The following is a 15163-nucleotide window of genomic DNA, read 5'->3' on the forward strand; positions in this document are numbered from 1 at the left end:
AATAAACAAAACCAATCTAAATGTGCTTAATTTATTGTCCAGTTTTTTGTTGCAAATCCAGGTTTTCACTCGTCAGAAAAGAGAGGTATATGAAATTCATCCCTCTGCAATTAAACATGAATAAGAGATAATTGCGATGATGCCAAATGGGTGAATCATATTTATAATCCAATCCTCTGATAATTTTCAAATAATCAGTCTTTATAGCTCTTTTCTTTGTTTTCTCCTTTTTTATAGAATATCCACCCTGCCCAAACGGATAATGAGCCTTTGTAATCTCGGTGGAAGAATCTTTTATAGCCAGATTATAAATCCTCCGTATTGATCTTAGATAAGCTCCAAATGCATTAGCCTTCATTCCTTTTGACCTACAATCAGCCTCATAACCCAGAAGAAAAACCTCATCAATATCAGTCAGTAACAATGAGCTTTTACCACTATAGTTGATTAATGAATTGGCGGCATATTCAAATCCGTCTGCCATACTAAATTGCCCCGACTGCTTATAGATGTTTATAACCTTGTCTGTATACTTTCTTAAAGAAGTATGATTGACTTCTGGAAGTACACCATGCCTCTCTTGATTGGCAGTATCTATTGAACTTTTAATGTGTGACACCAATACAAACACATCCATGTCTTTAAGAGTAAAAGCACATCGGCGTATCATATCCTCAGCTGCTGACAACATAGAATAGATTTGTGTATTAGCTCTTAAAGAGTTTTTATAAGCCTTCTTTACTTTATTGTTTTTATCATCCTACTCGGACAGCGTTAATCTATAGCCAGTATCAATATTCTTCTGCTTTCTTTGGTGAGTGATTCTAATCACTAAGGGGTATTTATCTGTGCTTTTATTTCTAGTGTCTAATCTTAACAATGCGGTTGCCATGTCATGAATTTTTGAATCTTATATTAAAGACGACAACCTCAAATTTTGGTTGCATACATTTTGCATACATTCCTGAATTCAAACCACCTTTAATCAACTATCCGTAGATACAAAATCATATATTAATGCCATTTTAAGCCACTTTACGTCATTTTAACATTCAATACATTCTTGACTCATAATCAAGGGGTCCCTGGTTCGAGCCCAGGTGGGCCCACTAAGCCTTCAGATATATCTGAAGGCTTTTTTTATGGGTTGAGTTTTAACGAATTCAGACTCAATCTTGAAAGAGACAAAATTTATCATAAAAAAGCCCTTTGGTAACGATCCAAAGGGCTTTTTTTCATCAAACTACAAGATCTTCTTATTTTACTATTAAAATTTTAAATGTCTCAGTGTCACCCTCCTTCACAACTTTTAATATAGCTGGAGAACTAAGCTGTTGCATTTCATTTGTTATAAAATAAATGGATTTATCGGTTGCCTCTTTGAGTAAAAGTCTGCCGTTGATATCATACAAATATAATTGAGCTTCACCTTCATATTCGCCGAGGTTTATGGTAAGCACATCTCTCACCGGATTAGGATAGATAATGGCATTTGTTTTCTTATTACCCAAAAATGCCTCTCTACCTGTAGCTTTTCCTGATAATGCGTAAGGTGCAAAACCCAATGTAGAAACCGTACTCCAGCCGTCAGAAATGTCAGCATAGCCTGTAAGGAAAGTGCCCGACAAAGACAACATAGATTTAGGTACACTCACTTCTGTAACCTTGGCGGACTTGGCTGATGCAACAGATCCTAAGCTACTCCAGCCCCAGCTAGTACCGTTACCGGTGTATTGGTATAAGGCACCGTTTTCAATCATGTATTCTGCACCCGATTTATTGAATTCACTAATCTTATAACCTGTGGCATAATTATTATCGCTATTAATGTAAAAGTGATAATTAGAGCTATTCATACCAGTACCCTTTACTGCAAAATACAAGTTATTGTTATCCTCATAAACCTTTAGCCACTGAGCAGTTTGGTCATTCTTAACATCCACTGACTCAATGACACTCCAATCATTAAGTTGACCATCTACAATAATTGCACTATCTTCTTTTTCATCTCCTTCTGCAGAAGATCCAAACTCATATACCCCTATATCTATTCTTCCATTATGAACACGCATGTTACCGTTCAGATCAGTCTCTGATGGCAGTGGTACATAGCCAGGCGAACCCGAATCTATACCGGGCGAATCACTTGTAAGTCGTGCATCTACGTTCGCTGTATTCGCATTCGCAAGCTTAGGATCTGCAAAAAAAGATGTTTGATCATTATTCTTGTTTTTAAACTGCTGGAAAGTTAAAGTTGTCCATCCTGAATTGGTTTGCTTGCTTATAACAGGCGCCTTACCTTGAGCATTATAAAAATTGTTATACCCGAAGCTATTGTCACTTACACCTAAAGCCTCTGTAATCATTGGCTGGTAGAGACCATAAAAAATATTATTGTATACAGATATTTCGCTACAATATTGCAACACTATCTCAGTTCCCCAGCTATCAGTGGTAGAGTTTTTCAAAAAGGTGTTACCAGATATAGTACAATTAACTACATCTCCTTGAACACCATCGTCATCACCGCTGGTCCCAATCATAATACCAGACTTCTCATTACCATAAATCAGATTATTGATAATGGTAATACCGCTGGTTACACCGTTTGGAACCACTCCCTGATTTTCGCAACCTAATGTAATACCATATTTGCTGTTATAAATAGTATTATTAGAAACAACAATGTCTTTACCTCCATCTACATATATACCTCCATTGTCAGTATAATTGCATTTCGCCTCATAAACAGTATTGTAAGAAATCTCACCATTTCTTGCCTGCATAGCATTAGGCCAATCCCCCAGTCCGTAGGCATCAATCGCGATATTAGTAACGTGGTGCACAGTATTGTGAGTAACTATAAAGCCATCAACATTTCCTTTTACGGTAATCGACTCATTCCATCCTGTGATACAATAAGACACTTCATTGCCTTCAATGATAACATCTGATAAAGGAGCTGAAGTTTCTGTACCAGCGATCATAAGCGGATTTACACCCACCATATTATCACCAGGGTTATCAGAAGGATCCCAAGATCCTGAACGATAAGAGAAATCAGTGAATTTATTATTTGAAATAGTTACACCTGATCCTGAGCCCGTTACAGCTATGCCCGTAGACCATGCTTTTTTCCTAATATTCTTTATTGTAAGTCCTATTACAGAAATATTACTAGGATTTTCTATACCTATGGTGTTCACTCTATTACCATCTCCCTGAATGATAACTTCACCATCTCCCGCTGCAGTCAGCTTTAAATTACTACGATTCTCAATATTCAACGCTTCTGAGTAAGTACCTGCGTGAATAAGAATAACATCACCACTTTGTGCTTCGTTAATAGCCGCCTGGATAGACTCATTTGAATAAACGTGCACATTCTGAGCATAAACCCCAATTGTAAATAAAAAAATGATTGAAAATAAAAGTGTTTTCATCGATCTAATTTTAAATAAAAACACAAATTACCTAGAATTGGCAAAATTCAATCACACCAAATCGACAGAGGGAGATATTGAAATATAAATTTACTTATTTACCCGTTAAACATTTTTAGTTCGATGCTAAATCGATAAACCACCTACATAATAATAACTTCCAACAGAATAACTCATCCTACTGCTGTTATTATTATTATACTCAAATTTATTCTTTTATTCCATAATGCGGGATCCTTTCAAATATACTATGATATGTACTTCTACCGCAAGAATATTATGCAGGCCTTGGGTTAAGGTAATGCGATCATCATAGTAGTAATCATATACTCCTAAGGTATCCTTTAGAACTTCTAACCTCTTCGACCACTTTTTCCTCTGATAAATAAACTTTCTAAATGGTCCACTAGCCAATGGCAGCAGCGAAAGTCCTGTAAATATTATAATGAAAGGCAGAGGAGATATAAATCCAAATGCAGCTATTTGACGACCCAATAAAAACCCGGCTATGACTACAGCTGCACTCGCTAACAGAAAAAAGATTAAATTAAGTATAGGTGGATACTTTTTACGCTCATTCAGTTGGTAATTAAAACTTACACTCTCAATTTACTCCAACATTTTAAGACCAAATCGTTTATTAACACAACGATGCCTAAAGGCGGGCTTCTTATTGTTGACACCACAGTAAGTACCAATAGCCACGTCCTGCTTCGAATGATCACATATTCGACAATGATCTATTACCAACATGAATAATCTAATTAATACAACTAAGCATCAACAATATAACAATTAAAAGCTCAATTATTATAACAAAACACCGAATCTATAGCGACTATAGTAAAATAATTTATGACTGGCCATAGCCTCAGCATCCTTTCAATAAAGGAAAAGACAGCAGAAGCACTTTTATTGATAACAAATAATATATACTACACCTTTCAAAGACTCCAAGTTTGGAACACGAAATTTTTCACCTTCAACCCCATATTGATTGCCAATTCCTTTATAAAGGTTAGACATTTCTACCTTATCGTATAGAGATCCATCACAACTTAACCAGTTCTTTGGTATATCTCTCCCTGCAAACATTTTAACCTCTCCTACTACCCCGTACATCAATTCTTCGCCCAATTCAAATGATTGTGGCTTTTCATTTATCAAATGATCAATATCTTCTCCCTGAGTCCCAATGATCGCCAAAAGTCCATTCACCGCCACTTTTTCACCCTCTTTTACCGCTTGGTACAAAATCGTACCCATAGCAAAGGACTCTAATTCCATGGTGGCTTTATCTGTATCTACTTCAGCTAAAACATCTCCAGGTTTCACATCATCCCCTACCTGCACAAACCATTTGGACACCAATGCATCCTTCATATGATTAGACACCTTTGGCAGCCGTATTACTTCTGCACTTTCCTCTCTTTTCTTAGAGTGTCCTACAGATTTATTAAAAAAGTTATTCAACATTTTACTTAAACAATTTAATTAACGTCTTCAGATATCATTTCTCAGGTCTTATTCCAATACTTTGACTCATTTAGTTCTTTTCAATAAATGGAAACTTCATATACTGATGAATCAATGATTGAATACTCTTCCCATTGCTTGGTTGCTATGAGAATATTATTTCTCATGTTATATGGCTATAGCCCTTTCCACTCGGCTGTCAGCCCCGTAAAAGCCACTACTTTTCATCGAATATTTTGCATTTACCCCTGATTGGCCTAAACATACAAAAGTAGAATAACTCCTCCTATGGCATGTAATCAGGTTAGTATTTGTTGTAATCAAATTGTATTGACAGAACACTTAAATTTGCAAAACAGAATCCTCCTTTGTGGCTTATTTATTTATGGAGGTCATGTTGTAGACAGAATGATATCAAGCAATAATTCTATAATATACACTATTTCGGATGCTACCTTTTACAAAAAGCAGTGACTCTTTAGAAGATTTAGAGTTTACTTCTTATAGATAAGACTAGTAATGGTTTTTGTTTTCACGTAATATAATCCATTAGATAAAGCTGAAATATCAAGTACTATGGCAGATACATGATCTGCGTTGATACTAGAGAGATCCGTAACATCTTGCCCTATTGAATTATAAATTTCCATCTTACTCAGTTCATCTTCATTTCCTTTTATAGTAATGTGACTCTCTGCCGGATTCGGATAGAGTTGAATTTCCTGAACTAATGATTCATTCAAGTAAACAGATTGAATATCGGAATAAAAGACCTGACCATCAAAATCTGTTTGCTTTAGCCTGTAAAAAGACATTCCTGAATAGGGATTATTGTCTATCAATGAATATTTTAGGTTTGTCTTTGAATTTCCCGCACCATCCACTCTACCTACCAATCTCCAATCACTTCCGTTCCGTGATTTTTCAATAGTAAAGAAATCATTATTAGATTCTGAAATAGTTTCCCACTCCAATTGGATGTGTTGACCATTAATATTTTGTGCCCTGAAATATAAAATATCAATTGGTAGAGGTGTTTCTGATTTATTTGAAGTACCAAGCGTAAACCTAAGATTGTTTGTTATTGCAGATGAGCCTGTAAATGCATAGATATTATCACCTAAAGAGATGGCTCCTGATATGGGTGTCTCATCATTAAAAAGACCGTTATTGTTAGTATCTACAAGTAATTTCAAATCCGATGCTGTTACAACAGCTATTTCCGTCAGATCAAAACTGATATCTACAGCGCCCACATCTATGGCCGCCCCTGATGTATTTACTTCGCTAGCCCTCCAAACCCTTTCTAGCCGCGCTTCCACTCCCGGTGGAACATCAGAGGTTTCTATGGCACGAGGAGTACCATTATCATGCCCCCATATCAAAAATTCATCATCTTCTAAATCAGTAGGGTTCAATATTCTAATCATACCAGATCCTTTTGCATCGTTATGAATATTGGAAGCATCTACTCTCCCAATTCCAGCCACTTCATAATCATAATCTCCATTAGCCACATCGTCTTGAATATACACATCATTACTCAGTAATGGCAAGCCGTACTTGGAGGCCAAATAGTTTTGAATAATGATAAGCTGAGCCTTATTTAAGAGGGAATTAAAAATCACCATTTCAGCAATGTAACCAAAAAGGAATCGCTGGGTGCCTGAATTGGCTGCGCCGATTATCCAATTTCCTGTAGCTGATTCCCCATTAAATCCACTTTTAGTATTGCTGGTATTTCCGTTTAGATAAAAAGTTTGTGAAGAAGAAGGTGTTGATAAACTGGGATCATAAGAATCATAATTATTACCTGCAACTGTCCAAACCCCTGGGGAATAATTCCAAGGTAATGAATTCTGATTTGTTCCTCCTACGAGGGACCTTATTACCGAATTATTTACAAAAAACAGGGAACGACCAACACCACTCCCACCCGTTTGCGATATTAAAGTTCGATCAAAAGAACCTGACTCTTGGAATGCCACAAAAAAACTAAAATCAGTAGTGGCAGGGTTAATATCAATGGCACTTCTCATAAAATCATCACCAAAATAAACGGCAGGCAATCCATTTATTATTGATTCATTCCAACTAGGCCTGCGATCTGATGTGATTTGCGAGCTGTGGTTTTCATAACCGGATAAATCATTCCATTGCAATATACTATCACCATCAGCAGTAGGAGAAACACCCGCATCGGTAAATGTTAATTGAGCGGCATCATGCCACAAAACTAAATTTGACGTTCCATCACTAGAGCCAATACCTCCGGGGCCACTTTGGGCAAATAAAAAATTAACTGACAGTAATGTTTGTAATATAATTACATATTTCATCTCAAAAATTATTCAAAATAAATGTAGAGTCGTTACTATGTAACTAATGCATTCAGTTGTTAAACCATCTCTTCGCATAGGAATTTTACAAAAATTAGAGGTTATCAAAAACTGTGTAATTCTTTGGTCACATTCATAATGTACCCTTAGCCCAAAACTTAAAAAAGTATGAAAACCGCATAAAACAACCTTAAAGCTAAACTATAACCGTTGCATAATTCACACAACCAATTCTGGCTCTATTCAAAGTCCCTATCCAATCAGGTTATTCATTACAGTAAGCGAACTTTACATTGAATTTTCTCAAATGGTTTATTAGGACTTTCATCATTTAATTCCGAAACAACTTACTTATGTAACCTTTCTTAGTTATTTTAATATTTTTTTAGAAGGATTTAAGGTATTACTAGCTCTGATTTAACTAACCATAAGACATATAGGTGATATCATTGAGGTCACTTAGCCTAGCCTCCGATCGAGAATTGCATTTCACAAACTTCCCAGCTAACATGATCAATCATCAGAGGGCCTAAGCTTCTGCCAAAGCAGCCAGAAGATTCGTACTTACAATTTTGTAAGTACTTTTTATTCGTGAGCTAAGTATATAGCTTTATCGAAAAATAAAACATGAAGTTATCAGACAATATCACTGCCTTTCACCATTACGCTATAAAAGCTCAGAATTTTCAAGCTACTCTTAACTTTTATAAAGCATTAGGTTTTGACATGATTCACGATTGGTCTCTTCCTGAGTTCAATTTGAAAAAAGGTGCAATGCTTTATAATGCCAAAATCAATACTTATTTAGAGGTCTTTGATAAAGATGCCGCCATTCCTTCACAAGGAAGACAGAGAAAGGAAAATGAAGAATTTCTAGAAAACTCAATATTACATATATGCTTTGAAGTGAAGAATGCAGAAGAAGCACGGACAGCGGCTATCAATGCTGGAGCAAAAGATTTAAGTGAAGGCGTTTTAAATATCACATTAACTAATACTAATAAAGCCATAGGTGTCAAAAACAGCATTGTATACAGCCCTAATGGCGAAGTAATCGAGTTTTTAGAAAAAGTAGATTTTAGAACATCTACTCAAATCACAGCTTCTTAAACATTCTTAAAACAGCCATAATCTCTTCTCCTTTGTCGGTTAAAAAATAGATGGACTCTAACTTGCTTTTTCGATTTCCAATCAGGCCATCTATTTTTAATTCTTTAAGCTGCTTAGATAATATTCGGTCTGTTATATCTGGTAAAACCACCTTAAAATCTGAGTAATTGGTCTCTTTTTCAGATAAAGCGAATAAGATAGAAAGTTTCCATCTACCACTAATTTTAGACAGCACTTTATGGGCATTACAAAAGTTTTCTAAAGTGACATTGTTTATAAAATTTGTAGAGTTTTCTTTTCGCATATGCTCTTGGGGAGAAATAAAGCCAGTACAGATCTTGAAAGTTAGCCCCTATCCTTTCCATCAATCTGTATTTTATCAAATCAGTTATAAAGCTATCCTTAATTTTTGATTCATTGCCAATATTCATAAATATTAGCAGCAACCTTCTCTTTATTCGAAGTTTTGAAATTTTTAAGTTTAGCAAATAGTCAATTAAACTTCCACCAGTCGAAATAAAACAAATCCTTTTCTCCTTTAAAGACAAAATATACATCATGTATACCTTTAATATTTTTCTTTAGAGATGCCGCAAATGTTCGCCACTGCCCCTCTTGCCTTGTAGTATTTACATCAACCGTAGCTATTAATGGCCCTCCAATTTCATCAACTCTTATTTCAATCATTCCCCCGTAGATTGGAGAAACACTTACCTCTACGTTTTTTGCACCATCAGCAAAATCCACACCTCTAACTAGTATGTAATCTCCATGATTTATATCAGTAACAAATAAATGATCGGCAATTCTTTTTCCTCTGTCCCAATCGAAATCACCCTCCCATTCCGTCTCAAATCTGGTTTTGACTCCTTCACTCCAGGCCATAGTTTCAGCCTCAACCCGTTGAAATGGATTCAGAGCACCCTCTTGTTTAGGGCCCTCTATAGACCAATAATTTCTATTTTTTATGGTACCATCGGGGTTATAAACCATTTCGTCCATATCTACAGAACGCCGCTCATAGAATTTTGAAGTTGTTTTTTTCAACAGATCATAACTATGCCCGAAACAATACCATTTCCCTTTGTACTCTATTATGCCAGGATGGTTGCCTCTAGTTTTTTCCGATGCGTCAACAATCATCCCCTTATATTCCCAAGGGCCCGTCGGAGAATCACTCATAGCATACCCTATGCCTTCCGGACAGCAGCTAGAAGCATAAGATAAATAATAATGTTCTTTACGTTTCCAAACCCAAGGCCCTTCCTGATAATTATCGGGTGTTGTTGGCTCCTGTATAATCTCTCCTGAATAAGAAATCATATCCTCGTTAAGCTTCACGTAATAGACTTGTGGGTTCCCCCAATACATATATGCCTGCCCATCATCATCAATCAGTACAGTGGGGTCAATATCATGATTACTATTTCTAATGAGCGGTTTACCTAGAGGATCCTTGAAAGGTCCGAATGGGCTATCAGCCACCAAAACCCCAATGCCTACACCTCCTGGCATGGGACAATACAGATAAAATTTCCCATTTCGCTCAATACATTGTACTGCCCAGGCACCATTATCATTAGGGACCCACTCAAAATCATTTAATGATGCCACTATACCATGCTCCGTCCAGTTTACCATATCAGTAGAAGAATAAAGTATCCAGTTCTTCATTTTGAAACCCATTGCATCATCTTCATCATGGCTAGTATAAAGAAACACCGTATCATTATACACCATAGGAGCAGGATCAGCTGTATATTTAGTGTTGATAATAGGACGCTGCAATACAGGGTTTTGTGCATCACAGTAATAGCTCATTAACACAAGCATAAGAACAGTAATCGTTAAGAGCATATTCCTTTTCGGCATATCAATTTATTTTTGTGTCTAAAGCTTGTTAACGTATCCGAAAACGGTTTAGTATAATGTCGAAATAGATGCAGAAACTCAGTAAAAAAATGACCGCTAATTATAATATTAGTGCCAACAGAATGTCTTCTTTTTAATTTTCTCGCAAAGCTCAATATCTTGCTATGATGATGCTGAACTTCAGTTATTTACAACTCCTATTTCGCTATCAAGAAATCATACTGCATTAGGCATGCAAAAAAAGCCCTACTTGACTAGCGCTTTAAGTTAATCCCATAGTTTCTGTAAGCCATTTTTCACCAACAGCTACTATGGCTATATTACTTTATTAAAAATGGTAATGCTAAAATTGATAAAAAATCTCATTAATTATTGTTTGTAAGCGATTCTATCTGTTTTAGTATCTCTTCAGCCTCAGCTCTTTTATTATCACTTTCTTTTCTGTTACTATGAGAAAGCTTATATGATTCTTCCAGTAGCTTTTTATATTGAATCTCTAATTTTTCTACTTTCGACTTTTTTTTGAAAAAACTAAACATATTTATTTTTTTATAGTTGAAAACCCACCATCCACATGAATGATTTGACCCGTAATCCATGAAGAATTTTGAGATAATAAAAACTTTGCCACTTCAGATATATCAGTGGCTTTGCCCACTCTTTTGAGTGGGTTTAGCTCCGACTGTTTCTCTATTTTACCTTGATTGTTCAGTAGCCCTTCTGCCAAAGGCGTATCTGTCAGGGATGGAGCAATAGCATTTACCCTTATACTTGGTGCAAACTCCGCAGACAACGCTCTAGTTAACCCTTCAATGGCTCCTTTAGATATAGACACCTGAGCATGAAAATTAAAACCTTGCTGAACCGCCACGGTAGAAAACAATACAATTGAAGCCTCACCACTTGCTTTTAATTTTGGCAATAATTGCTGAATAATGTTGGTAGCTCCAATTACATTTAGTTTAAAATCATCTATAAAGTTTTGCTCTTTAAAGCGATGAAATGGCTTTAAATTTATACTACCTGGGCAATAGGCTAAACCATGAATTTCTTCGGGTAAGTCATCAAGATTTAATTGGTCGGATAATACATCAAACTTAAAATATCTCACGTTTTTGGTGTCTGACATAACGTTGTTATTATAACTTGCTATCACATTTGCACCTTCATTTCCAAGTAATTGAACTAGAGATGCCCCTATCCCGGACGAACCGCCTATTATGATATAATTTCTCATAGGTTTTAATTTATTGCATAGTAAAGTAGACCCTGACAGCCTTAATTTTCCATTAATAATGTAAAATAGAACTATCGATGGTCAATGCCAAAGAAAGAGCACTTAGATCCTATCACAAAACGTACTATTTTGAGCGCCTCGGTTCATTCAACACTGCCTGCATATTGGGTTCGATGAGCCAGGCAAAGTTTAGTTATTAGGCTCTTTTTTTAACAGTCATAATCTTGATGACACTTAATTTCTATATTCATCAATTCTTCAAGTCGGTTAACTAGTGCTTTTGATTCAGGTAGGCTATGCTCATTGTTGATACTCAAGTTTCCTATTGAAATATGGCAGTATCCACCACCTTTTGCCGGTTTAGCATTCACCCATGATGTATTAATAGATTTTGTCAACCTTACTGTTTCCCAATAGTTTGACAGATAATATTCATCTGAAGTTGATTTCCATATGGAAACCTCATATTCATTGATATTACTCTGAACCTGTTCTGGTGTCTTAAAAATTTCTCTTTTATAAAATCCATTTAACGCTCTGGAAATAAAGTTGGGAGAAAGGCTAGGGTATTTATGATTTTCCATAGACCAAGTAATCCATTGCTTTTTCGCCATTTTAAACGAATCAATTGAATTAATATTTACTCTTGTAGATAAATCCGATTCTATTTCCTTTAACCGTTTTGTGTACAAAGAATCTAAAAGTTCAATATCCTCAAGATGAATATATATGATACCAATACTTTCTTCACCTCTCTCTTTCCGAATACCGCCATAAAGACTTACCCCAATTTGACAGTTATCATATTTCCAAGTGCAATTTTTTATAACACTACCGCTTCCATACCTATCTCCATTACGCTCAGTAGATGTAGGCCCAAGCTGACTTTGCATGGCCTCAAGAACACTATCCTTTGTATTATCTTTAGCTGAAATATTAATGGAAACGTTATTTATCAGACGATCAGAGTCAGGACTACTAAACTCGCATGAATTTGTACTTATAGACCAAATATCAGTTAGCGGAATTTTTAAAGTTGAGCTATTCGAATAAGGATTTTCATTCTCAACCATTGATTCGGCGGTAGATAACTGAGACTTTACATCGGATAACAAATCACCCCATTCAAACTTTATCTCTCTTATTGTTATTTTATCTAATCTCATTTAATGCTGTTGCCTAACGTTCCTTAGAAGCGTTAATTTCACACCACTTGTTGTATATTGTATTACCACAAAAAACATTATTGGCATGAATATATCAAAATGAATTCAGAGAGTGCAAGTGCCTTAAACTCACGCGGGAGTTTTGCCTAGATGAAGCCCTGAGCTATGGATAAAGGCTATGAAAGCATGCTGGATTATTACCTAAAACTACAACCCGAAATTCAATGAACCGCCTGATACGAGGCCCGCTTGGTTTGTCCTAACAATGGAAGCAATATAATGCCGTGACAAGCGCCGTGAGCTTGTAGCTTACTGCCGTCAACGCCATTAGCAGACGTTATCTCCACATTTGGTAGAACTTTAATTAAATTTTATTAATATTAACTTTTCCTAATCCAATTTAAATCCATTTTAAATTCTGCAAGTCTGTGTTTCAAATTTGATAATATATAATCTTTTTCAACAGGAAAACGGTCTGCTATTTTTTTATAATGAATAAGTAATTTCTCATTTTTTATTCCTGAAAGAGCTTGTAATGAAGAATGAATAACTTTATTAGAATCATCATTTAGCCCAATAATGAAAGTATCTAAATAATCTTCTTTGTTACTCAATCCACTAAGAGAATATATTGTTGTTGATCTAATATCCTTGTCAGCATGCTTAATAAATCCTTGTACAAGATTACCATAATCAAAATTACATTCTTTAAGTAGGTATGTACAAAATCGAAAAGTTTCAGAATTAGTAATTTGGTCTATATGGTTAGTAATATATTCTTTCCAATTTGCACTGTTAGCTTTATCGTACCAAAAAATGTATTGGAATACTGTTAAGAGATCATCTTCACCTCTTTTAATTAGGTGTTCTTTCCAGCTTCTATGTTTGTGTTTTACTAATATTTGAAGTAATAAATTAGAGTTTTCTTCAGGTGTTTGGAGATAAAACTCTTCAATTAAGTCAAGAGTTAAAGAATCTAATGTTTTCTTTTTTAGCAGTCCGTTCAGCCCATCTGTTTTGTCAACACCATTAGATCCATTTTTATATACTTCTAGTAGTTTCTCTTCCGACCCTCCCATTGTATATCCAAACCATGTTGGTGATTCAACCAACAAATCTCCAGAAATTACTTCGTCTAACCATCTTTCATACCAATCAAGAAAATTATCCTCAAAAGTAAAATGTGGTTTATTAAGTTCCTGGTCTATATTTACTACTTTCCCTTTGTAAGCGCCATTAAGAATGATACCATGTAAATACGAACACCCTTGGGAACCAATTGGTAAAATACCACCAAATATTCTACCTAGTTCTTTTTCATAATCGTTATCTGAAATATTATCATCTTCTATTTTTTCAATTACTTTTGACCAATCATCATTTTTCATTTCAGGATGAAGTATTGACTCATTCTTTATATACTTTTCTGTATTATCATAAATAAGTTCATCAACACCTTCACCAAAAGGGTAAATTCCATAGAACGGTCCGGCACCTGAATTAGCATATGATTTTCCTCCACTTCCAATCTGTAAAACAAATGATTTATAGCAATCAGGAAGGTCAACCGCGTACTTTCTTTCAAAAGTATTTACTTCCTCAATACTCACAGGTTTATGGATATAGTATCTATGACGAGTTGCGCCAAAGGCTTTAAAGGCTGTATCCACCTTCGCCGCTTCCAACAGCTTAGATTTTATACGTTCAATTTGAATAGAGTAGTCTTTCATTTCTAATATCAACGTAGTGTAGAGCCTGACAGCCCTAATTTTCTGCAAATATAGTAAAATAGCATTATTGCCCCCTTCATCAAGCATTACATGAAGTTCTCTCACAGTTTACCGATAGCATTCTTTATTCGGCTTTCGAGAAGGTCTTCATGCTTGCATATTTATCTAAATCCAGCAAGTCCAAAAACTTTACCAGATTTTCATACGGTCGCTGGGGTAGCATCTCATGTGCTTTCCGACCTTTTCCTCACTTAGGCAGGCAGAAAGAAAAACAACAAGAGATTCAATGAACAGGGAATGAACATTAAGAAAATGTATAGTAGATCTTCTGGCAAGCCAGCCTTTAGGGAGCTATAGAGACCCACTTGGCCTGTCCTGACGAAGGGATACGACGGTATGTGAGGTACACTGTGAGCTTTTAAGCTCAAGGCTATCTACCCGATTGTGTACTGATTTTCATAATTATTTTGCCCAATTCTGAACTTCTTCGGTAAGCCTCCATTGGTAGTATGAATCAAAAACTCTCATTGCTTTTTCATCTGGAACTGCTGACGCATGAGGCTCATCTTTGAGACACATAAGTTGCTGATTTTCTTTGCTAAACTGTGGCCAATTAGGTAGACCTTCAGCGTTAGGATTACCATACTCAGTGAAGTTGACCCAGTAACTACTCATAGCTTCAGAAAGCGCTATATCAGCTTCAGTAGTTTTGGGATTTTCCTTATCCAGTCTCAGGTAAGTTACCTGCCGCAAACTACGAAAAGGATGTAATTGGTGTAAAGAGCAATTG

The 15163-nt window shown here is 35.7% G+C and carries 13 protein-coding genes; 1 reads left to right on the forward strand and 12 read right to left on the reverse strand.

The window, feature by feature from the left end; translation table 11 throughout:
* Window positions 1–31: 31 nt before the first annotated feature.
* From JL102_RS22585 to JL102_RS22605, 5 genes are all read right to left on the reverse strand, one after another.
* Complete coding sequence (locus JL102_RS22585) at window positions 32–691, reverse strand: phage integrase SAM-like domain-containing protein (protein ID WP_202246745.1); 660 nt, start codon at window positions 689–691, stop codon at window positions 32–34.
* A 565-nt stretch (window positions 692–1256) separates the two neighbouring features.
* Window positions 1257–3443, reverse strand: coding sequence for a right-handed parallel beta-helix repeat-containing protein (locus JL102_RS22590; protein ID WP_202246746.1), 2187 nt, complete (start codon window positions 3441–3443; stop codon window positions 1257–1259).
* A gap of 216 nt (window positions 3444–3659) precedes the next feature.
* Window positions 3660–3938, reverse strand: coding sequence for a hypothetical protein (locus JL102_RS22595; RefSeq protein ID WP_202246747.1), 279 nt, complete (start codon window positions 3936–3938; stop codon window positions 3660–3662).
* 417 nt (window positions 3939–4355) lie between these two features.
* Entirely contained in the window at window positions 4356–4919 is a 564-nt protein-coding gene (locus JL102_RS22600; RefSeq protein WP_202246748.1) for a phage tail protein, read from the reverse strand.
* Between the two features lie 494 nt (window positions 4920–5413).
* Entirely contained in the window at window positions 5414–7258 is a 1845-nt protein-coding gene (locus JL102_RS22605; RefSeq protein ID WP_202246749.1) for a T9SS type A sorting domain-containing protein, read from the reverse strand.
* A 627-nt stretch (window positions 7259–7885) separates the two neighbouring features.
* On the opposite strand from JL102_RS22605, the gene JL102_RS22610 reads away from it, so the two are divergent.
* A complete protein-coding gene (locus JL102_RS22610) occupies window positions 7886–8368 on the forward strand; it encodes a VOC family protein (RefSeq protein ID WP_202246750.1) in 483 nt (160 codons plus the stop codon).
* On the opposite strand, the gene JL102_RS22615 is transcribed toward JL102_RS22610, so the two are convergent.
* The 7 genes from JL102_RS22615 to JL102_RS22645 form a co-directional block, all read right to left on the reverse strand.
* Window positions 8355–8672, reverse strand: a complete 318-nt coding sequence (locus JL102_RS22615) for a winged helix-turn-helix transcriptional regulator (RefSeq protein WP_202246751.1) — start codon at window positions 8670–8672, stop codon at window positions 8355–8357. The two genes, JL102_RS22610 and JL102_RS22615, sit on opposite strands and share 14 nt — an antisense overlap.
* 188 nt (window positions 8673–8860) lie before the next feature.
* On the reverse strand, window positions 8861–10240 hold the full coding sequence (locus JL102_RS22620) for a glycoside hydrolase family 43 protein (RefSeq protein ID WP_202246752.1): 1380 nt from the start codon (window positions 10238–10240) through the stop codon (window positions 8861–8863).
* A gap of 365 nt (window positions 10241–10605) precedes the next feature.
* The gene (locus tag JL102_RS22625; RefSeq protein ID WP_202246753.1) at window positions 10606–10779 is read right to left on the reverse strand and encodes a Lacal_2735 family protein; all 174 of its coding nucleotides are present in this window, start codon (window positions 10777–10779) and stop codon (window positions 10606–10608) included.
* 2 nt (window positions 10780–10781) lie between these two features.
* Window positions 10782–11477, reverse strand: a complete 696-nt coding sequence (locus tag JL102_RS22630; RefSeq protein WP_202246754.1) for an SDR family NAD(P)-dependent oxidoreductase — start codon at window positions 11475–11477, stop codon at window positions 10782–10784.
* Window positions 11478–11686: 209 nt separating this feature from the next.
* The gene (locus JL102_RS22635) at window positions 11687–12643 is read right to left on the reverse strand and encodes a hypothetical protein (RefSeq protein ID WP_202246755.1); all 957 of its coding nucleotides are present in this window, start codon (window positions 12641–12643) and stop codon (window positions 11687–11689) included.
* 380 nt (window positions 12644–13023) lie between these two features.
* Window positions 13024–14478, reverse strand: coding sequence for an SMI1/KNR4 family protein (locus JL102_RS22640; protein WP_202246756.1), 1455 nt, complete (start codon window positions 14476–14478; stop codon window positions 13024–13026).
* Between the two features lie 357 nt (window positions 14479–14835).
* Window positions 14836–15126 (reverse strand): carboxylesterase family protein, encoded by a 291-nt coding sequence (locus JL102_RS22645; RefSeq protein ID WP_202246757.1) that lies wholly within the window; start codon window positions 15124–15126, stop codon window positions 14836–14838.
* Window positions 15127–15163: the final 37 nt, after the last annotated feature.

Origin of the sequence: Fulvivirga sediminis (genome assembly GCF_016757215.1) — a bacterium.
GTDB classification, from domain to species: domain Bacteria; phylum Bacteroidota; class Bacteroidia; order Cytophagales; family Cyclobacteriaceae; genus Fulvivirga; species Fulvivirga sediminis.